Source organism: Nocardia sp. NPDC024068 (assembly GCF_040638875.1).
In the GTDB taxonomy this organism is placed as follows: domain Bacteria; phylum Actinomycetota; class Actinomycetes; order Mycobacteriales; family Mycobacteriaceae; genus Nocardia.
Window position 1 is genome coordinate 368,040 of the sequence record NZ_JBEZYU010000001.1, and the last position, 19,203, is coordinate 387,242.

The 19,203-nt window shown below is 65.5% G+C and carries 17 protein-coding genes and 1 pseudogene; 7 read left to right on the plus strand and 11 right to left on the minus strand.

Going from position 1 to position 19,203, the window contains the following annotated elements:
• Positions 1-170 precede the first annotated feature (170 nt).
• From AB0F41_RS01535 to AB0F41_RS01545, 3 genes are read right to left on the minus strand one after another with little or no spacing between them, the layout of a single operon-like run.
• Entirely contained in the window at positions 171-1,205 is a 1,035-nt protein-coding gene (locus AB0F41_RS01535; RefSeq protein WP_357420717.1) for a phosphotransferase family protein, read from the minus strand.
• Positions 1,202-2,506, minus strand: coding sequence for an acyl-CoA dehydrogenase family protein (locus AB0F41_RS01540; protein ID WP_357420980.1), 1,305 nt, complete (start codon positions 2,504-2,506; stop codon positions 1,202-1,204). The genes AB0F41_RS01535 and AB0F41_RS01540 overlap by 4 nt, the downstream gene beginning before the upstream one ends.
• A gap of 34 nt (positions 2,507-2,540) precedes the next feature.
• On the minus strand, positions 2,541-3,311 hold the full coding sequence (locus tag AB0F41_RS01545) for an SDR family oxidoreductase (RefSeq protein ID WP_357420718.1): 771 nt from the start codon (positions 3,309-3,311) through the stop codon (positions 2,541-2,543).
• 297 nt (positions 3,312-3,608) lie between these two features.
• On the opposite strand from AB0F41_RS01545, the gene AB0F41_RS01550 reads away from it, so the two are divergent.
• Positions 3,609-4,010: a VOC family protein gene (locus AB0F41_RS01550; RefSeq protein WP_357420719.1), complete on the plus strand. Its 402-nt coding sequence runs from the start codon at positions 3,609-3,611 to the stop codon at positions 4,008-4,010.
• A 24-nt stretch (positions 4,011-4,034) separates the two neighbouring features.
• On the opposite strand, the gene AB0F41_RS01555 is transcribed toward AB0F41_RS01550, so the two are convergent.
• From AB0F41_RS01555 to AB0F41_RS01570, 4 genes are all read right to left on the minus strand, one after another.
• On the minus strand, positions 4,035-4,541 hold the full coding sequence (locus tag AB0F41_RS01555; protein WP_357420720.1) for a hypothetical protein: 507 nt from the start codon (positions 4,539-4,541) through the stop codon (positions 4,035-4,037).
• A 144-nt stretch (positions 4,542-4,685) separates the two neighbouring features.
• Entirely contained in the window at positions 4,686-5,543 is an 858-nt protein-coding gene (locus AB0F41_RS01560; RefSeq protein ID WP_357420721.1) for an ATP-binding cassette domain-containing protein, read from the minus strand.
• Positions 5,540-7,342, minus strand: a complete 1,803-nt coding sequence (locus AB0F41_RS01565; protein WP_357420722.1) for a dipeptide/oligopeptide/nickel ABC transporter permease/ATP-binding protein — start codon at positions 7,340-7,342, stop codon at positions 5,540-5,542. Before AB0F41_RS01565 ends, AB0F41_RS01560 begins: the two co-directional genes overlap by 4 nt.
• Positions 7,339-8,280 (minus strand): ABC transporter permease, encoded by a 942-nt coding sequence (locus AB0F41_RS01570; RefSeq protein WP_357420723.1) that lies wholly within the window; start codon positions 8,278-8,280, stop codon positions 7,339-7,341. The genes AB0F41_RS01565 and AB0F41_RS01570 overlap by 4 nt, the downstream gene beginning before the upstream one ends.
• A 641-nt stretch (positions 8,281-8,921) precedes the next feature.
• Here AB0F41_RS01570 and AB0F41_RS01575 point away from each other — a divergent pair.
• Both AB0F41_RS01575 and AB0F41_RS01580 read left to right on the plus strand, forming a co-directional pair.
• Positions 8,922-9,614 (plus strand): MspA family porin, encoded by a 693-nt coding sequence (locus tag AB0F41_RS01575; protein WP_357420724.1) that lies wholly within the window; start codon positions 8,922-8,924, stop codon positions 9,612-9,614.
• A gap of 62 nt (positions 9,615-9,676) precedes the next feature.
• Positions 9,677-10,333, plus strand: a complete 657-nt coding sequence (locus tag AB0F41_RS01580) for an MspA family porin (protein WP_357420725.1) — start codon at positions 9,677-9,679, stop codon at positions 10,331-10,333.
• 96 nt (positions 10,334-10,429) lie between these two features.
• On the opposite strand, the gene AB0F41_RS01585 is transcribed toward AB0F41_RS01580, so the two are convergent.
• Together AB0F41_RS01585 and uxaC are read right to left on the minus strand one after the other, a co-directional pair.
• A complete protein-coding gene (locus tag AB0F41_RS01585; RefSeq protein WP_357420981.1) occupies positions 10,430-11,722 on the minus strand; it encodes a mannitol dehydrogenase family protein in 1,293 nt (430 codons plus the stop codon).
• 41 nt (positions 11,723-11,763) lie between these two features.
• Complete coding sequence (uxaC, locus tag AB0F41_RS01590; protein ID WP_357420726.1) at positions 11,764-13,188, minus strand: glucuronate isomerase; 1,425 nt, start codon at positions 13,186-13,188, stop codon at positions 11,764-11,766.
• Positions 13,189-13,371: 183 nt separating this feature from the next.
• On the opposite strand from uxaC, the pseudogene AB0F41_RS01595 reads away from it, so the two are divergent.
• Positions 13,372-13,875: pseudogene (locus AB0F41_RS01595) on the plus strand (lactate racemase domain-containing protein); the annotation flags it as partial.
• Positions 13,876-14,474: 599 nt separating this feature from the next.
• On the opposite strand, the gene AB0F41_RS01600 reads toward AB0F41_RS01595, so the two are convergent.
• A complete protein-coding gene (locus AB0F41_RS01600; protein ID WP_357420727.1) occupies positions 14,475-15,560 on the minus strand; it encodes a LacI family DNA-binding transcriptional regulator in 1,086 nt (361 codons plus the stop codon).
• Between the two features lie 223 nt (positions 15,561-15,783).
• On the opposite strand from AB0F41_RS01600, the gene AB0F41_RS01605 reads away from it, so the two are divergent.
• A complete protein-coding gene (locus AB0F41_RS01605) occupies positions 15,784-16,389 on the plus strand; it encodes a TetR family transcriptional regulator (protein WP_357420728.1) in 606 nt (201 codons plus the stop codon).
• A 34-nt stretch (positions 16,390-16,423) separates the two neighbouring features.
• Here the strand turns inward: AB0F41_RS01605 and AB0F41_RS01610 are convergent, their stop codons facing one another.
• Positions 16,424-17,422, minus strand: coding sequence for a LacI family DNA-binding transcriptional regulator (locus tag AB0F41_RS01610; protein WP_357420729.1), 999 nt, complete (start codon positions 17,420-17,422; stop codon positions 16,424-16,426).
• A 208-nt stretch (positions 17,423-17,630) separates the two neighbouring features.
• Between AB0F41_RS01610 and larE the strand changes: the two genes are divergently transcribed.
• Both larE and larB read left to right on the plus strand, forming a co-directional pair.
• Positions 17,631-18,494 (plus strand): ATP-dependent sacrificial sulfur transferase LarE, encoded by an 864-nt coding sequence (larE, locus tag AB0F41_RS01615; RefSeq protein WP_357420730.1) that lies wholly within the window; start codon positions 17,631-17,633, stop codon positions 18,492-18,494.
• On the plus strand, positions 18,491-19,168 hold the full coding sequence (gene larB / locus AB0F41_RS01620) for a nickel pincer cofactor biosynthesis protein LarB (RefSeq protein WP_357420731.1): 678 nt from the start codon (positions 18,491-18,493) through the stop codon (positions 19,166-19,168). The genes larE and larB overlap by 4 nt, the downstream gene beginning before the upstream one ends.
• Positions 19,169-19,203 lie beyond the last annotated feature (35 nt).

A 19,203-nucleotide genomic window follows, 5' to 3' on the forward strand; every position in this document is an offset into this window, starting at 1 on the left:
CGGCCGAATCAATTCCCAGCCCTGGCCCCGCGGGATGTCCGCTTCCGTTGGAGTTTTCGCCGAGGATTTCGACCGCAACCGACGACGCGCCGACCGATCCACGACCAGTGGTTCGGTCGACGTGCCCGGACTCGTTGTCGATTACGCGGCGGATTCCCAGCGGCATCCAGTCATCCGCGATAGTCCGTGGTTTCGGCGAGGTCGGAGGCAGCCCGCATCAACCGGGGAACTATTGCGCCGAACGCCTGTCGTTTCGGATTGCCGGCGGCGCGCTGGAACCCTTGCTCCAGGACTATGGCCAGCTTCCATCGGGCCAAGATCAGGTAGTAGTCCAGGTCGTCCACTTGACGCCCGGACACCTCCGTGAACCGGGCCACCACCTGGTCGCGGGACGGCATACCGCGTAGGTCGACATAGCTGGCATGGGCTGCCTCCTCGGATCGGGTGTCCTCGGACCAATCCTTGAGCGCCCAGGCCGGGTCGAGTTTCGGATCACCGATCGTACCCATCTCCCAGTCCACAATGGCCGCGAGCCGGGCCGGCGCCCCGTCCTCGTACATGACGTTGGCCCATTGGTAGTCACCGTGCATCAGTCCCGGCACGAAGTCCAGGGGCCGATGGGTACGTAGCCACTGTGTGGCGGTGTTCATACCGTCGATTTCCCGGCCCTTGATGCGTTCGAACGTGCCGGTCCAGCGCTGCACCTGCCGATCGTGGAAGCCGTCCGGCCGGCCGAGGTCGTGCAGACCGCGGCCCTTCCAGTCGACCTTGGACATGAGTGCGACCCCTTCGGCGAGCTGATAGGCAAGCTCTGCCTTTTCCTTCGGGTCACCGGAGAACGGCTCCGGCCACGCCTTCTGGTGGTTCATCGGTGACCAGCCCTCGACGAAACCCATGGGGTAGAAATTCCGGCCGAGTACCTGCGGGTCATCGCACATGGCGACACCTCTCGCATGCGGAACATCCGTGCCGTCGAGCGCCTCGGTGATGCGCCATTCGCGCAGTATGCCTTTGTCCCGCTCGGCCGGTGCGGCCGCTGGTGGAATACGCAGCACACTACGGTGGTCACCGCGGCGAATATCGTAGATCTCGTTCTGCGCGCCACCGGAAAGCTTTTCGACTTCGACAGGTGCGCCGACGCCAGGGATTCCGGTGCGATCCATCCATGCGGCCAACCGGTCGACGTCCAGGATTCCCGTGTTCATCGGCTGTGCGCCTCGTCTTCGAGGTAGCCTGCGTACTTCGTATGGGCCGCGACGCGTTTGCGCGGGATCCATTCGCTGGGCCAGACGTCCTCGGCCGGACTGTAATCGCGCAGCACCTGTCTGGCGACGATGGTCTTGTGCACTTCGGTAGGGCCGTCGGCCAGACCCATCACCGCAGCACCTGAGATCATCTTCATCAAAGGCACCTCATCGGTGACTCCGAGCGCTCCGTGTACCTGCATCGACCGCCACGCGATATCGTGCAGCACCGTCGGCATGACCGATTTGACGGCGGCGATGTCCTTGCGGACCTTCTTGTAGTCGTTGTAATTGTCGATCTTCCACGCCGTATTCAGGACGAGCAGCCGAAACTGCTCCAGCTGAGCGTAGGAGTCGGCGATATATCCCTGCACGAACTGCTTGTCGGAAAGCCTGCTGCCCGCCGTTTCGCGACTCAGTGCCCGTTCGCACAGCATGTCCTGCGCCTTCTGCGCCAGACCGATAGTGCGCATGGCGTGGTGGATTCGGCCACCGCCCAGCCGTGTCTGCGCGATCACGAACGCTTGCCCTTCCCCGCCCAACAGCGCCGAATTCGGCACCCGCACACCGTTGTACTTGATCAGGGCGTGCTGACCCGCCGCTTCCGGCTCACCATAGAGACGCACTTCGCGGACGATCTCGACACCCGGCGTGTCGGCGGACACAAGGAACATCGACATTCCCTTGTACGCACCTGCTTCCGGGTCGGTGATGGCCATGACGATCAAGAAGGTGGCCGTCCTGGCGTTGGATGAGAAATACTTCCAGCCGTCGATGATCCAATCGTCACCATCTCGGACCGCCGTCGTGCGGAACTGCCGCCGATCCGCCCCGGCCTGCGGCTCGGTCATCGGGTAACAGGAGAACAATTCTCCGTCCAGCAGCGGACGAAGATACCGCTTCTTCTGTTCAGGTGAGCCGTAGTGGGCGAGGATTTCGGCATTACCGGTATCCGGTGCCTGACAGCCGAATACGATCGGCGCCCACGAGGAACGGCCCAGGATCTCGTTCAGCAGTGCCAGTTTCAGCTGTCCGTGCCCCTGCCCTCCGAGTTCCGGTCCGAGGTGGGTGGCCCACAACCCCTGTGCTCGTACCTTTTCTTTCAACGGGACTATCGCATCACGACGTTTGCCGGTCAGCGGTACGAACTGCTCATGCGGCCACACCAGGTCGAGCGGCTCGACCTCGGTCCGCACGAACTCATCCGCCCAGTACAGCTTCGCCTGGTAGTCGGGATCGGTTTCGAAATCCCCATGCCATATCGACTCCTGTTCGATCGAAGAAAAATGAGACCCGTCAGGGCATGCCACCGTCGGAGCGCAGCGTTGCACCGGTGGTGAAACTGGAGGCGTCCGAGGCGAGGAACACTGCGGCGCCGACGATCTCCTCGGGACGTCCTGGACGTTGCAGTGCGTGGGAGGCGAACGGATTGTCCTCGGGGGCGATGTCCTCCAGCTTCCAGCCGGCGGTCGCCTGGGTCATATGGGGGCCTGCCATCAAGGTGTTGACCCGCACCGTCGGGCCGAATGCCAGCGCCAGTCCCTCCGTCATCGCATTGAGCCCAGCTTTGGCGGCGGCGTACGGAACGATCGACGGACGCGGCCGAATCGAACCCGAGGAACTGATATTGATGATCGAGCCGCCCCCTGCGGCGACCATACGTTCCCCCACCAGCACCGAGAGCCGGAACGGACCCTTGAGATTGAGATTCACCACGGAATCGAACAGCTTCTCGGTCACCGTATTCAGCGAATCGTAGACCGGCTGCATACCCGCGTTGTTGATCAGTACATCAACCCTGCCGAAACGAGCATAGGCAGCATCGACCAGACCGTCGAGCTGGCCCCATCGGCCTACATGTGCACTGTAGGGCAGCACTGACCGCCCGGTTTCCTGCTCGATCTCCGCAGCCGTCGCCGCGCAACTGTCGTAGTCGCGGCTCGCGATCACCAGGTCCGCACCGCACCTGGCAGTCGCGAATGCCATCTCGCGGCCGAGGCCCCGACTACCGCCGGTGATCAATACCACCCGCCCGCTCAGATCGAACAGCTTGTCGGCATAGCCCATGACACCTTCACCTCGAACTCGGACCGGGAGGTCACCTCGCCGTCGCCGGACGAGGCCTCAGACTGACACTCTCTATTTCAAGAATGAAATTCTTCTCAGTGAGATTGTCATACTCTCCGCAGTGTTCACAAGTCACAGCGCTCACAAATGATTCGATAGGTCCATGAGAAGTTCGAGCGTGCCGGTGCAGTTGCCCGGCCCAGTACGGCAGATCGGCTACGTGGTCACCGATATCGAGGAGCAGATCGACACTCGTGGCTCGGCCTCGGCATAGGTCCGTGGTACATCCTGCGAGGATTGTCGCAGCAGTCGCTCTATCGCGGATCGGCCTGCGAAGTGACGGTCACGATGGCGTTCTCCCACTCGGGACACCTTCAGCTCGAGCTCATTCAGCAGCATGACGACGCCCCGAGTATCTACACCGAGTTCCGCGGCGGCGGAAACGGTGGCTTTCATCAGCTCGCCTGGTGGGCAGACGATTTCGATGTGGCAATCGAAGCGATTCACGCCGCCGGCCGTCCCGTGGTCTGGTCGGGCGGAGCACCTGGGGGCGCCCGTTACGCCTACTTCGAACCGCCGTCCGGTCCCGCGCCGATCATCGAGGTCAGCGAATACACCCCCGGCACCGCCCAACTCGCCGCGATGGTCCGAAACGCCTGCGAAGAGTGGGACGGCAGGGATCCGATCCGATCCTTGTGAACAAGCAACCAGACACGCGGGTCTTCATCCGCGATCACCGCCGGCCGAGAGTTCACATCGGCGGAACAGTTCGACTGTGTCGGTGCGAACGGGTTCGCATGCGGCGGTCAGGGCCGCGGATTTGAATGCCCGGGCGGCCGCGGTCAGTCGATGCCGCACCGGTATCGCATGTGCCCGGAACTCCCCCGGCCAGCGAGTTCCCCACAGTGTCACCTCCTGCGCCAGCAACTTGTCGAGGAGCCGGAGCATTCCCTCGTTGACGCGCGTGTCCGAGGTGAGCAGTCCGGCGTCGACGGCGACAGCCTGTGGTCTGGCTCCGGGCTTCGCGGATGTGAGGCCGAACTCGATATCCAGCACGCGCACGCCGAGGATATCCAGTGGGCGCGTATCGGCGCAGTCGGCGACGAGCACGGTCACATCCCAGCCGGACATCGCCCGGTCGAACAGCCATCCCCCGGCGTCACGCACCACCGTGCCGGCGGTCGGTGCAAGGGCGACCAGTCGCGGCCGCAGCGTTCGCCTTCGGGCCATGCCATTGTCTTTACCCTCGCCCGAGTACACACGCCAGGCGTTTCGACCGGCAGGGCCGGCTGACAGATCGACCACGATATTCGCTCCCATGGTAGTAACCGGTATCGGCCGCGCTCGAATTCACCCGGACGGAATCCGCTCGGGTCATTCGGCAGCCGACCGGCCCGCAGCAGGGCCGGTCTGTTCCGCCAGTCGGCGACGCTCGGCCCGGCGGATCCGCTGCCCCACCGGGTCCGCGACCGGGGCGGCGAGCAGCAGGCGCTGCGTATACGGGTGGCCCGGGGTCGAGGTGACGACCCGAGCAGGGCCTGTTTCCACAATGTCGCCCCGGTACAGCACGGTGACACGATGGCTGATGTGCCGGATCACCGCCAGGTCGTGAGAGATGAACAGGTAGGACACTCCGGTCCGCCGCTGTATTCCGTCGAGCAGCTTGAGGACTCGGGCCTGAGTGCTGAGGTCCAGCGCCGACACCGGCTCGTCGCAGACTATGAGTTTCGGCTCGGGAGCCAGCGCACGAGCGATAGCGATCCGCTGGCGCTGGCCGCCACTGAACTCCCGGGGCAGCCGAGCGGCAGAATTACCGGGCAATCCGACCTGATCGAGCAGTTCGGATATCCGCGACCGCGCGATTGCCGGCGCGATTCCTTGTACCACCAGCGGTTCGCTCAAGATCTCACCGATCGTGAGGGAAGGATTGAGCGAGCTGTAAGGGTCTTGGAACACCACCTGGATATCGCGGGCCAGCTCCCGGCGGCGCTTTCCCTTCACATGCGTGATATCTCTGTCGCCGAACCGAATGGTCCCGGCGTTCGCAGCGGCCAGCCCGAGCACGGAGCGGCCGATTGTCGACTTTCCGGAACCGGATTCTCCTACCAGTCCCAATGTTTCGCCGACACCGACCGTCAGCGAAACACCGTGCAGCACCTCCACCGGCCGCGCCCGCATACCACGGCCCGGATAGGTGACGTGCAGATCGTTCACTTCCAGCAACGAGCTCATCGCACCGTCTCCCTGATCGCTGTGGCCTCGTCCCCCGGTTCACTGCCGGGTGATTCGCCGCGCACCACGGTGTCGTCGAGAATGGAGTCGAGCAGCGTCCGGGTGTATTCGTGCCGCGGACCGGCGAACAGCTCCGGTGTGGTCCCGGTTTCGACGATCGCACCCCGCTGCATGACCGCCACGCGATCGCACAGATCCGCCACAACCCCGAAGTTGTGCGTTACCAGCAACACCGACATATTCAAACGCTGCCGCAGGTCGTGGAGTAGATCGAGGATCTCGGCCTGAACGGTGACGTCCAACGCCGTGGTCGGCTCGTCGGCGATGAGCACCCGCGGCCGTGCGGCCACGGCGCCGGCGATGAGGACCCGCTGTGCCATACCTCCCGAGATCTGGTGCGGATAGGAATCGAAAGTCCGTTCGGGGTCGGTGATTCCCACCTGGTCGAGCATCGACAGCACCCGGCGCCGCGCGTCTCGCCGCGATATCGGCGTGGCCGCTCGCACGGATTCCACGAGTTGCGCTCCGACCGTGAAAGACGGGTCCAGATTGCTCATCGGCTCCTGCGGGATATAGGCGATCGTGCGTCCGCGGAGTACGCGCAACTCCCGCTCCCGCAACCCGAGCAGTTCGCGCCCGTCCAGCTCGATGGAACCGCCGGTCACCACGGCTTCGCCGGGAAGGACACCCAGCACGGCGAACGCGGTTTGCGTTTTACCGGAACCGGATTCACCGACCAGGCCGAGTGTCTCTCCCTCATGCAGGTCGAAGCTGAGATCGCTGACCACCTCACGCAACTCGCCGGTCGGTGCCGGATAGGAGATGCTCAGGTTCCGCACCGTCAGCACGCCGCCGGATCCGTCGGCCGCCGATGGACGTGCCGTCGGACCGGGCGCCGCGGTGAGCCGCGGTGGCCGGGGTTTCGTACCGCCTTCGAGGGTGTCGCGTAGCGCGTTGCCGAACAGGACCAGTGCCGAGGTGATCACCCCGAGGAGAATGCTGGGCCAGACCAACTGCACCGGTTCGACGTACATATTGGCGAATCCCTCGGCGATCATCGCACCGAAGCTCGGGGTGGTGCTGGAGCCCACTCCGAGGAAGGCGAGTCCGGCTTGCACGTTGATGGCGGTGGCGGCCAGGAAAGCGGAGGCGATGATCACCGGTCCACGTACCCGGAACAGGATGTGCCTCGCCAGGATCCGGTGGTCCGGTAGCCCGGACACCCGTGCGGCATCGATGAAGAGCTCGTTCTTCACCCCGAGTACCTGGTTACGCACGATCCGGTAGATGCCCGGAGACAGTATGACGCCGAGTATCGCCATGCTGGCCCGATAGTCGCCGTGGGTGACAGGCATCAGGATGATCAGCAGCAGGAGTCCGGGAAAGGTCATGAACAGGTTGAACACCCATTCCGTGGCGCCTCGGACGCGGTCGCCGAAGTATCCGCCTACGAGCCCGAAGGTTATTCCTATGGCAAGTGCGATCCCCGGTGCGATGAGCGCGGAAACCACGCTGGTATTGATCGAATGGAGAAGTCGCGCAAGGATATCGCGGCCGTCCTTGTCACCGCCGAGTAGGTAGCCCGGGCTACCGGGGTCTGCATTGATGGCATCGAGCGACGCGGCGTTCGGCTCAGGTGCGGCAATTACCGAGCCGATCACTCCCGACAGCACAATGACCAGCAGCAACCCGGCGGTGACGACTGCTTGCGGATCCCGCGAAAGTCTGCGTAGTACGGAGGTCCGTGCGACGGTATCGGGCGAGGCGGCATTCTCTGGACCGGGGAACTTCGTGCTCAATGGATCCTCGCTTTCGGGTTGAGCCAGCCGTTCAACAGATCGACGACGAGATTGACCCCCACGACCAGCATGACCACGAAGGTCGTCACGCCCATGATGACCGGCACGTCACCCTGTAGTGAGGCGTTGAAGGCATAGCTGCCGTACCCGGGGAGGGCGAAGATATTCTCGATGATGAGAGCGCCGCCCACCATGGTGATGAATTCGAGGGACAGAACCGTCAGCGCGGGCCCGACCGCGTTGCGCAGGGCATGCCGGAGCACGATCGATCGCATCGGCAATCCCCGTGTCCGCAGGGTGCGGACGTAGTCCTTGCGCAATTCGTCGATCATCGCGCCACGCACCTGCGCGGTGAGGCCGGCTATCCCGGCCACTGTCAGCGCCATCACGGGGATGGCGATGGTGCTCGCCCACCGCGCGGGATCGTCGCCGAAGCGGGCGAAGCCGGTAGCCGGAAACCAGCGCAGCCAGATGGCGAGCACATAGACCAGAACGATGGCCAGCAACAGGTTCGGCACCAGCAGGCCGGTCATCGAGATTCCTTGTGTAATCCGGTCGAGCGCACCACCCCGGGTGGCGGCCAGCACCCCGAGGGTCAGGCTCACGAGCGCGGTGAAGAACAGGGCGACCACCACGATGGACAGCGTGACACTCAACCGTGCGGTGACCGCGGATTCGACCGGTTCGCTGGTGAAATAGGAGACGCCGAAGTCACCACGCACAGCGTGCAGCAGCCAGTCGACGTACTGCACCGGCAGCGGCCGGTCCAGCCCCATGGCGGCCTTCCGCGCTTCGATGGTCTCCGGCGTGGCGGCCGGACCGAGCAGGCCGGCCACGACGTCATCGAAGGTCAGGCTCAGCATCGAGAAGGTGATCATCGTGACGAGCAACGCAAGCACAACACCGGCAGCGAGGCGACGCCCGGCATATCCGATCATCGTGGGGCCTCGTTTCCAGGTCCGCGGACGCCGGTAGCACCCGCCACCGGGCCGGTCGGTGCGGCGGACCGGCCGGCCTTGTCGTCGGCGCGTCTCGTAAGCCGATCCGTCTCCGGGCGGAAAGTGTGTGCGGGGGACCGTCCGGCCACAGCTGGCGCGGGGAGGCGAACGAAAGAGGAGCAGGTGGTTCCCGCGTTCCGAGCAGCGAGGGAAGGCACGAGCAACCGTGGACTGGGCGGTTGATCAAACATATGGGGCGAACTTCCTTGTTCTGCGATGTGGGTCCATTACGCGGCCGGAGACCCCCGTCACACAAGGAGTTGCCGTGTGTTGCCGCGCCTGGCAGTGCACCGGACAGACGTCCAGCTCCTGGGCCACGTGCCCACCCGCGCCTTACGGCAACTCGCGGCAACTGGTTGCCCCTGATCCCACCCGTCATCAACCATGACCACACCGTGTGACGGGCGCCACTCGATCCGGCAGACCGCTTTCCGGCGGTGCGGCGCTCAGCCCGGAAAAGACCACCCATTCAAGAAAATCCGGGAACTTCGCCCGTCACGAGCTTCCGGCGTCATCCGCCGGAACAGGCACTTTCCGATCTCCGGCACAACCGGTTTCCCATCGAGATGAGGGTCCAGCAAATGAAAGCAACAATCCCGGACCGCGCGTGCACCGCCGCATTCCGTAACGGCGCACGCCTGGCAGGAATCGGTACGGCCGTCACGGTGATCGTCGGCCTGTTGTCCGCCGGCGCAGCCGACGCCGATACCTTCGTACCGCTGCCCGACGGACGAACGGATGCCCCTGGGGCCACGCTCACCCGAACCGCCGAGCGGGCTGTCGTATCTCCTTCGATGGCAGCCAACGGCGCGGGACGGGTGGTGTGGGTGTCCGGCACCGTCACCGCCGATGTCCGCGCCACTCCTACCGTCGAGCGCCCCGGCCCGTACAGCAGCCCCGGGAACCAGCCCGGTACCAACAACTCCTCCACCCATGGCGCCAGCCAGGTGAACACGGGCTACATCGTCGGCTGCCAGGTCAGCATCGGCGACAAGGCCATCACCGCGGGCCTGTCGGGCAATGTCAGCACCAACGGGGGCGGCTTGAGTGGCTCCGCGGGTATCCAACTCGGTCCCGGTGACGTCGAGTTCGTCCGTATCGGCTTCAAGGACATTCTCGGGCCAGGCGTTTACAGCCTCGGCTACCGCGATGTCGAAATACAGATCCAGGGCTGTGGCGGCTACGCCCAGGCCCGCTCCTACACGGTCGTCGAGATCATCGGGGACCACTATTCCAAGACCACTCTGTACGGGGCTCCGTTCAGTATCGGCTGATCAAAACGCATCTTCAGCACAGCTCTCGGCCTGGCCGATTCGAACCCGGAGGGGTTAGCATCATGATCCACCACAGGAAATCCACACTCATCGGACTTGCCGCCACGGCAATTCTGGGATTCGCGGCCACCGGTGTCGCCGAAGCCGACACCTTCGTCCCGTTACCCGGCGGCAGCGTCACCGAAAGCCTCGGCGACGGCACCACCGTCGTCGTGCGCATAGCCGCGGAATCCGCCACGATCAGCCCGTCGCTCGGCGCGACGCCCTTGCATCGCAATGTATGGGTATCGGCCAGCGCACAGGTCGAGCTTTCCGCACCGGCCCGCACGGCAAAGATCAAACCGGGGTACGTCGTCGGCTGCCAGGTCAATATCGCCGGCGGCGGGGCGAACGGCGGCGCGAACTACAGTTCCGATTGGGCAGGTCAGAGCCCATCGGCCGGCGGCAGTCTCGGCGGGAATCTCAGCCTCGGCCCCGGACAGGCGAAAAAGTTCTACCTCCTCGACCTCGAGGCACCCGATGCCTTCGGCGCGGAATCGCATCGGAATTTCGCGCCGTTCCGCGGCACCACCGGTAGCGTCACCTGGAGCAACAGTACGATCGGCCTCGCCGGCTGCGCGGGCTACGCGCAGGCCCGGGCATTCGTGGAGGCGGAGGTGGAGACCGGGACCGCCAAAGAGGTCGTCACGGTATGGGGTCAACCGTTCAGCCTCGGCTGACCACTACCGATCACCCTTTTCGAGCGGTGGACGTGTGCATTTCTTGTCGCGGAACCCCGACTTCCACCTCCACCACTCGTAACAGTTCCGGCGCAGTCATACTCTGCCGCACAAACGTTCGGCTTCCCGGACGACGGCCGCCATCAGGTCGCTGTCCACGCCGAGCGCGGGATCCAGGCCGACCAGGGCAGACCGAACTTCCGGTCGCCCGGGCGCGCGAATATCCGACAAGCCGGCACCGCGCGCCCCGACATGGCAGGCCCAGCCCGCCAACGCCCGGACGGCTCCGGCCGGCAGGCGCCCGGCGGCCCGTTCTCGGCGTAACACCGGCAGGATCCGCACCGGGAGCTTCTGCGTACCGTCTACGGCGATCTGGGAAAGATGATGCTGTATACGGTGATTCGCGAGACGGCTGATCAGCTCCTTTCGGTAGCGATGCAGTTCTCCGGCCGGGAGATCGATATGGGGTGTCACCTCGGACCACCACTGTTCGACCCAGGCCCGGCACACCGGATCCGCCACGGCGGATGCCACGGTTCGATGCCCGCGGAGCGGCGCAGTGTAGGCGAGTAGCGAATGAGCACCGTTGAGCACCCACAGCTTTCGTTGTTCGTAGGCGGCGATATCCCGCGTGAAGACGGCACCCGCCGTTTCCCAGTGCGGACGACCGGCCGGGAACTCGCCGCATAACACCCACTCGTGGTAAGGCTCGGTCACCACCGGTGCCGCATCGTGGTAACCCGTGCAGGATTCGGCCAGTAATGAATCCCCGCCACTGCCGGCCGGCGTGATCCGATCCACCACACTCGTGACGAAGGAGACGTTCGACTCTACCCACGTCGCGAGATCGGGAGCCACATATCCGGCGAACTCCAGAACTACCCGTTTCAGAGCCGCCCCGTTTCCGGGCAGATTGTCACACGGCACCAACGCGATCGGCCCGGCCGCCGCGGCGGCCCGCGCCGCCAGACCTGCGACCAGGCGGGCCACGGCGGTGGCTCCCGGCGCCTTCACTTCGGTGCGGAGTGCCGCCAGGTCGACCCGCACCGTCGGGTCGGAGTGATCGAGACCGCCGTCGGCCTTCCGGGTGTAACCGGCCTCGGTGACAGTCAGCGACACCACACCCACCGTTGGCTCCGCCAGGTAGGTCTGCCAAGCGGAATTGTCGGTCGCCCGGTGTGCCCGGGAAATAGCGGAGACGATCTCGAATTCGTCCGTTCTACCTCGGGTGATCAATGTGTACAGCCCACCTTGGGCATCGAGTCTCGCGGCGAGATCCGAACCGCGGCCCGCGAATGCGGCGATTCGCCATTCCTCGGCGTCCGAGGCCCGTGCGGTGTACCAGGCTTGATGGGCGCGGAAGAAATTGCCCAGCCCGAGGTGAATCATTCGCACCGGCGCGCCCGGCAACGGGCGCCCCAGCCGCGGCGTCACAGCTTGAAGACCCGGCGCGGCTGCTCGCGCACGAGTCCCTCGAGTGCGGATGTCGCCTCTTCTTCGGACAGCTGATGCCGGGCGACCAGCTCGGCAAGCCGGCTCGCATCGAGCCGCCGGGACATATCGTGCCGAGCCGGCACCGAGCAGAAAGCGCGGGTGTCGTCGACGAACCCGGCGAGTTTACCGAATCCGCCGGTTTCGGTGACCGCCCGATGGAATCGCCCGATCGCGTCCGGAGCATCGAGGAACCACCATGGCGCACCGGCGAACACAGTGGGATAGAAGCCTGCCAGCGGTGCGATCTCCCGGGAGAACGCGGTTTCATCGGCGGTGAACAGGACGAGATTCAAATTCGGATGAGTACCGAAGTTCTCCAGCAGACTGCGCAGGGCGTCGGTGAACTCCACCCGCAACGGAATATCGTGTCCGGTGTCCGCGCCGAAGGCCACCGCGGTCGGCGGGTGATGATTTCGGCGGATCGCGGGATGCAGCATCATGGTCAGGCCGTCTTGCGTCGACATCCGGGCCATTTCGAACAGCATATGCCGCCGGAAAGCCGTCGCCGCCGCCTCGGATACGGTGCCCGATCGGGCATCACGGTAGATGCGGCGAACTTCGGCGGGCGCCAGAGGATCGGCGCGCACGTCTTCGTGACTGTGATCGCTCGCAGTGGCACCGTGGGAAACGAAGTAGCGTCGGCGCTCTTCGAGGGCCGTCACGTACCCGGCATAGTCACCGGTGTCGACACCGGTGACGGCGGCGAGCCGATCGACGTCCCGGTTCCATTGCGGCTGCGCCGGTTCGAGATATCGGTCGGGCCGGAAGGTCGGTACCACCCGGCCCCGCCATGTCGGATCCGAGCGTAGCTGTCTGTGCGCCGACAGGTCGTCACAGGGATCGTCGGTGGTGGCCAGTACCTCGATGCCGAATCGCTCGTATAACCGCCGCGGCAGGTATTCCGGTTGCCGCAAGCATTCGGCGATCCGGTCGTAGATCGCGTCGGGCCGACCTCGGCCCGGGAGGGCGGCGACGTCGAATATCTCGCTGAGCTCGCTCTCCAGCCAGTAGCGGACCGGTGTTCCCCGGAACACCCACCAGTGGTCACAGACGATCCGCCAGATCGCGCGGGCCTCGGCTTCGTCCAGGACCTCCCGCCCTACCCCGAGTGCGTTCAGCGGCACGCGATGCGCGTGCAGCAAACGCGTGACGTAGTGGTCCGGCGTGATCAGCAGGCTCACCGGGTCGGGAAATGGTTCGTTGTCCGCCAGCAGCCGGGCATCCACATGACCGTGCGGCGAAATGATGGGCTCGTCCCGCACGGTCGCGTGCAGGCGGCGCGCCAGTGCGCGAACGCCGGGATCGGCCGGGAACAAGCGATCCGGATGTGTCCCGCGGGACGGCCGGGAATCAGCAGCCATGTCCGCCATGCTCTGCGGAACCGGTAGTGACCGACAACCCCTTGCCCCGAGTTGCCGCAGTACGTTGCCGATTCGCTCGCCGGCGTGCATCGTCCGACCGGACCATGCGTAGAAAGCGAGGGTGTGACCGTGCCTTGCCTCTCCCTTACCGGCCACAACGGCGCCGACCTGTCCGAAGACGATGTGCGCGCCTTTCTCGCGGAGCAACTGGACGGGCTGCACCTCGACGGGCGCAGCGTCTGCCTCGTGGTTCCCGACGCGACCCGCAGTTGTCCGCTACCGATGCTGCTGTCGATTCTGCACGCCGAATTGTCCGGCCGCGCGAGCCGGATCACCGTGCTCATCGCGCTCGGCACCCATGCGGCAATGGACGAGGACCGGCTGGCCACCTGGCTGGGTTATCCGCCCGGCGGTTGCGCGGACCGATACCCGGGTCTCACCGTCCGCAACCACGAATGGTGGGATCCGGCGACTTTCGTCACCGTGGGCCGAATCCCGGCCGATCGCATCGGGGAACTGTCCGACGGTCTGTTGCACATCGACGTGGAGGTGCGGATCAACCGGGCAGTTGTGGAACACGATATGACGATTATTCTGGGACCGGTCTTTCCACACGAAGTGGTCGGATTCTCCGGCGGGTACAAATACTTCTTTCCCGGGCTGTCCGGCCCGGAGGTGATCGATGTATCGCACTGGCTGGGCGCCCTGATCACGAGCCGGGACATCATCGGGACCACGGGCATCACACCGGTCCGGGCGCTCATTCACGAGGCCGCTGCGCTGGTACCCGGCGAACACCATGCGCTGTGCCTCGTAGTGCAATCCGGCACCGGACGCTTGCGCAGCGCGACGTTCGGCGACCCCCTCTCCGCCTGGGCCGCCGCGGCAGAGGTATCGGCGGATACTCACGTGCGCTACCTCGACGCACCGGTACGTCGCGTACTCTCCCTGATCCCGGCGAAGTACGACGATATGTGGACGGCCGCCAAGGGCTTCTACAAGGTGGAACCGATTGTGGCGGACGGCGGGTCCGTCGTCCTGTACGCCCCGCATATCTCCGTGATCTCACAGATGCATCCGGAGATCGAGGAGATCGGCTACCACACTCGCGACTATTTCGTGAAGCAATGGGACCGTTTCCGGCATCTGCACTGGGGCGTACTCGCACATTCCACCCACCTCCGCGGGGCAGGCACCTACGACGAGCACACCGGCGAACAGTGCCGGGTCACCGTTGCGCTGGCCACCGGCATTCCGGAACAGCGTGTGCGAGCAGCGAATCTGGACTACGCCGACCCCGCCACGGTGGAGCCGGGACTCTGGGAAGCCGACGCCGATACTCTGGTCGTTCGCGAAGCCGGCGAAGTCCTCTTCCGGCTGCGTGGACCGGCCGACCCACGCACGACCAGCTGAGAGGCCAGCGAGACCACCGGGGACGCGGGCAGCGGTTCCGCCTTCATCGCCCGCTCCAACTCCTGGAACGCGGCGGTACCCATCGCTCGCAACGGCGTCGCCACAGTCGTGAGCGGCGGAGAGCAGAAGTCCGAGCCGAAGACATTGTCGAACCCGATAACGCTCGTCCGGTCGGGTACGCGGATGCCGGCCTGCCCGAAGCCCCGGAGCAGTCCGATGGCCAGCAGGTCGTTATAGGCCAGCACCGCCGACGGCACCCGGCGCGCCATCGCCTCGGCCGCCGCCAGCCCACCGGACACCGTCGGCAGATTGGGTCCGGTACGGGCCACTCGCAGCCCCAGTTCACCGGCTACGTCGAGAACCGCGCGCCAGCGGGCACCGTTGACCCACGATGCCTCGGGCCCCGCCACATAGGTCACCGACCGATGTCCCATATCGGACAGTTGCCGGAGGGCTGCTTCGACACCGGAGGCGGTGTCCGGGACAACCGATCGAGTCCCGGCGACGACCCTGTTGAGGACTACGGTGGGCCGTTGGGTGGCCACTGCTCGAATCGCCCGGTCGGACAGGCGGGAACTCGCCAGCACGATCCCGCCGACGGCGGGCAGGAGACGGTCGAGCAGGGTCCGTTCGAGGGGTTCCGATTCCTGGGTGTCCGCCAGCATCATCGTGTAGCCGGCCGCACCGGCCGCTGCCTCGACACCGCGGATTATGGCGAAGAAGACCGGATTGGTGACATCGGAGACCACCAGCGCGACGGTGGACGACGCCCCGTTCTGCAGCGCGCGGGCCAGGGGGTTCACCCGATACCCGAGATCCTCGGCGACCCGATGGATTCGTGCGGCGGTCGCTGCGCTCACCCGGCCGGGCCGTGCGAACGCCCGTGACACCGTCGACGGCGCAACCCCCGCAGCGGCGGCGACATCGTAGATCGTGGGTGCGCGCCCGGCTTTCGTCATGATGTGGGTGACGCTAGCCCCGCGGCTACCTCGGTAGCAACCGATTGCCATGTGCGGGCAACTGGCGGCAATCCGTTGCCCTGACGATCGAAATCCCCGCTGAATTGTCAGTACCGATCGTCCATGCAGAGTGGATCTGCCGAGATTCCCGGCTCTGGGTGAAGGACGCACAATGAACGACAACCGCGACAACGAGGTTGGGACCGGGGGTAGCGTCAGCCCGGTGACGACGCGACAACGGCGTGGCCCTTACCGTAAGGGGCTCGAACGGCGGGAACAGATTCTCGAGACCGCACTGAGTGTTTTCGCCGAGTACGGCGATCGTGGTACTTCGCTCCAGGAGATCGCCGACAGGGTAGGAGTGACCCAGCCTGCGCTGCTGCACTATTTCGGGTCGCGCGAGGAGCTGCTGCTCGCGATCCTGCAACGGCGCGACGAACTCGGGATCGCGATCGCCCGCCGGTCCGATGATCCGATCGCCGCCGCCACCGAATCCGTACGACGCAAACTCGACGAGCCCGGCATCATCAAGTTGTTCGTCGCCCTCTCGGCGGCAGCTACCGATCCCGGACATCACGCACACGGCTACTTCGTCGACCGGTATCGCACCATCGGGACATCGGTGACCCGGTCGCTCGAGGACGGCAAGCAGGGCGGCTGGGTGCGCGAGGACGTTCCCGTCGAGCATATGGCCCGCCTTCTCCTCGCGGTGATCGACGGTCTACAGCTCCAGTGGCTCATGGATTCGTCGATCGATATGACGGCGATGGTCGACACCTTTGTCGCCATGTGCTCCCGTCGCACAGACCCGGGCGGTGACCAGGCCTGATGGCACAGCCGGCCGTCCCAGGACAGGTCCGCGGTCACCCGCACGGCCCGGTGGATTCCCGGACGACGAGTTGCGGCGGTACCGAGACCACCGATCGCGAATCGGCCGATTCGCTGCGAACCAGGTGACGCAGTTCGCGAAATGCCGCCGCGCCCATCGTGCGCAGCGGCGCGGCCACGGTGGTCAGCGGCGGCGAACAGAAGTCCGAACCGACGACATTGTCGAATCCGATCACGCTCATATCGTGCGGTACCCGCATCCCGCGGCCGCGCAGTCCGCGTAACAGGCCGATAGCGATCAGATCGCTGTAGGCCAGTACGGCGCTCGACGACTGGCGCAGTACCGCTGTCGTGATATCCCGCCCGCCCGACATCGTCGGCGGACACGGCCCGAGTCTGCTCACCTTCAAGCCGAACTCGGCGGAGAGATCCTGCACCGAACGCCACCGCATACCGTCCACCCAGGACGCCTCCGGTCCGGCGATGTAGGTCACCGACCGATGCCCGAGTCCGGCCAGGTGCCGGAGCGCGCCACGAACACCGACGGCGGTGTCGGGCACGATACAGCGCATCCCGGCAACGATCCGATTCAGGACGACGATCGGGCATTGGCTCGCAATCGTGCGCACGGCGCGGTCCGGGAGACGTGAACTGACCAGTACGACCCCGTCGACATCCGGGATGAGGCGGTCCAGCAACTTGCGCTCCAGCATCGCGGATTCTTGTGTCTCGGCCAGCAGAACCAGGTAGCCCGCCTCCGCCGCCGCGGCTTCCACACCGCGAATAGTGGCGAAGAAGCCTGGGTTCGTCACGTCGGGAACGACGAGTGCCAGTGTGCCGGTCCGGCCCTTCGCCGGTGCGACCGTCCGTGGGGCGGTCCGGTAGCCCAGTCGCTCAGCGACTTCGTGGATATGTGCCGAGGTCGCCGCGCTCACGCGGCCCGGCCGGGAGAAGGCGCGTGACACCGTCGACGGTGCGACACCGGCCTCTTGCGCGATGTCGTAGATGGTCGGTGACGAGGTCCGGTGTCGCACCGGTTCCGTGGCCGCGGCGCCGCGTGCATACTCAGGGGCACCAAAATTTAGCACTACAAGAATTTAGCGTGCCGAGACTGCGTGTATGACCACTTTGCGTGGACTCCGCACCGGGAAAACAAGTCAGGGCAACCGCTTGCCGCCTCTGGGCGGCCTGGGTCTGAATAGGCGAACACACGGAGTTTCCGGATGTGAGGGAGAACGGCATATGAGCCAGCGGCACATCGCGGCACCGATCCAGCTTTCCGGCGCACTCGCCCGGGCCGAACGCAGGGTCGCCGCCCGGTTACGGCACTGCGGACGGCTCGGAGTGGCGATCTCGGGGGGCGTCGACTCCGGAGTGCTGCTGGCTCTGGCCGTACGGGAACTGGGCCCGGACCAGGTGGTAGCGATTCTCGGCGTATCCCCGAGCCTCGCGCAGTCCGAACGCCGCAGCGCACACGAACTCGCAGCCATTCTCGGCGTGCGCATCGTCGAGCTGACGACAGATGAAGGGGTTGCGCCCGCCTACCGTGCCAACGGCCCGGACCGCTGTTACCACTGCAAACATGCACTGTTCCAGGGCATCACGGCAACAGTGCTGGACCAGGAAGGTCTGGAAGCCGTTGCCTACGGCGAGAACGCCGACGATCTCCGCAGACCTGATCGGCTCGGGGCACGGGCGGCCACCGAATTCGATGTCCTGCGTCCGCTGGCCGAGGCGGGCGTTGACAAGATCACCGTCCGCAAGCTGGCGCTCGCTCTCGAGTTGCCTTGTGCGGACAAACCGGCCGCACCGTGCCTGGCCTCGCGGATACCGCATTTCGCCGAAGTCACCCCGGAAAAACTCGCACAGGTCGAACGCGCAGAGGAAGCGCTGCGATGTTTGGGCTTCCGTGACCTCCGGGTGCGACATCACGGCGATATCGCACGCATCGAACTATCGGACGACGAGTTCGAGAAAGCCGTCGTCGAGCCGGCCCGCACCCGGATCCGTACGGCGATACGAGCGGCAGGATTCCGTTTCGTCACCTTAGACCTCGCGGGCATTCAGTCCGGCGCGTTCACCCTGCCGTTGGTGGACATCCGGTGACTGCGTCCTGGCCGGCACCACAGATTTTCGCCCGGCTCGACCACGACCGCGCCGGCCGGAGAGGGTACCCGGAGGCCATCTTCTGTCGCGGCAAGACGGTTGCGCAGCTCACCGCCATCGCGGCCGAGGTCCGTGAGCACCCGCATACGGCGACATTGTTCACCCGGGCCGAGCCCGAACAAGCCGAGGCGATCCGGACCGTGCTTCCCGACGCCGCCCACCACGCCGATGCTCGTCTGGTCGCCTGGCCACCCGCGCCCCCACGACCGAGCGGGGGCCGCGTCGTGGTCCTCACCGCCGGCACCTCCGATCTGCCGGTAGCCCTCGAAGCACATCTCACCGCGACCTATCTCGGCCGCGAATCCGAGCTGATCGCCGATGTCGGAGTAGCCGGACTCCACCGGGTACTCGCTCATCTCGAGGTGCTGCGCCGCGCGCGGGCGCTCGTGGTGGTGGCCGGTATGGACGGCGCACTACCCAGCGTCGTGGCCGGCCTGGTGACCGCACCGGTGATCGCCTTACCCACCTCCGTCGGATACGGTGCGGCATTCGGGGGTATCGCGCCGCTGCTGTCGATGCTCAACTCGTGCTCGCCCGGTATCGGTGTGGTGAATATCGACAACGGTTACGGCGCAGGACATCTCGCCGCACAGATAGCTGAACCGCACGCCTGACACGGGCGGAGCAACCCGACCTCTTCGCGGAAGTC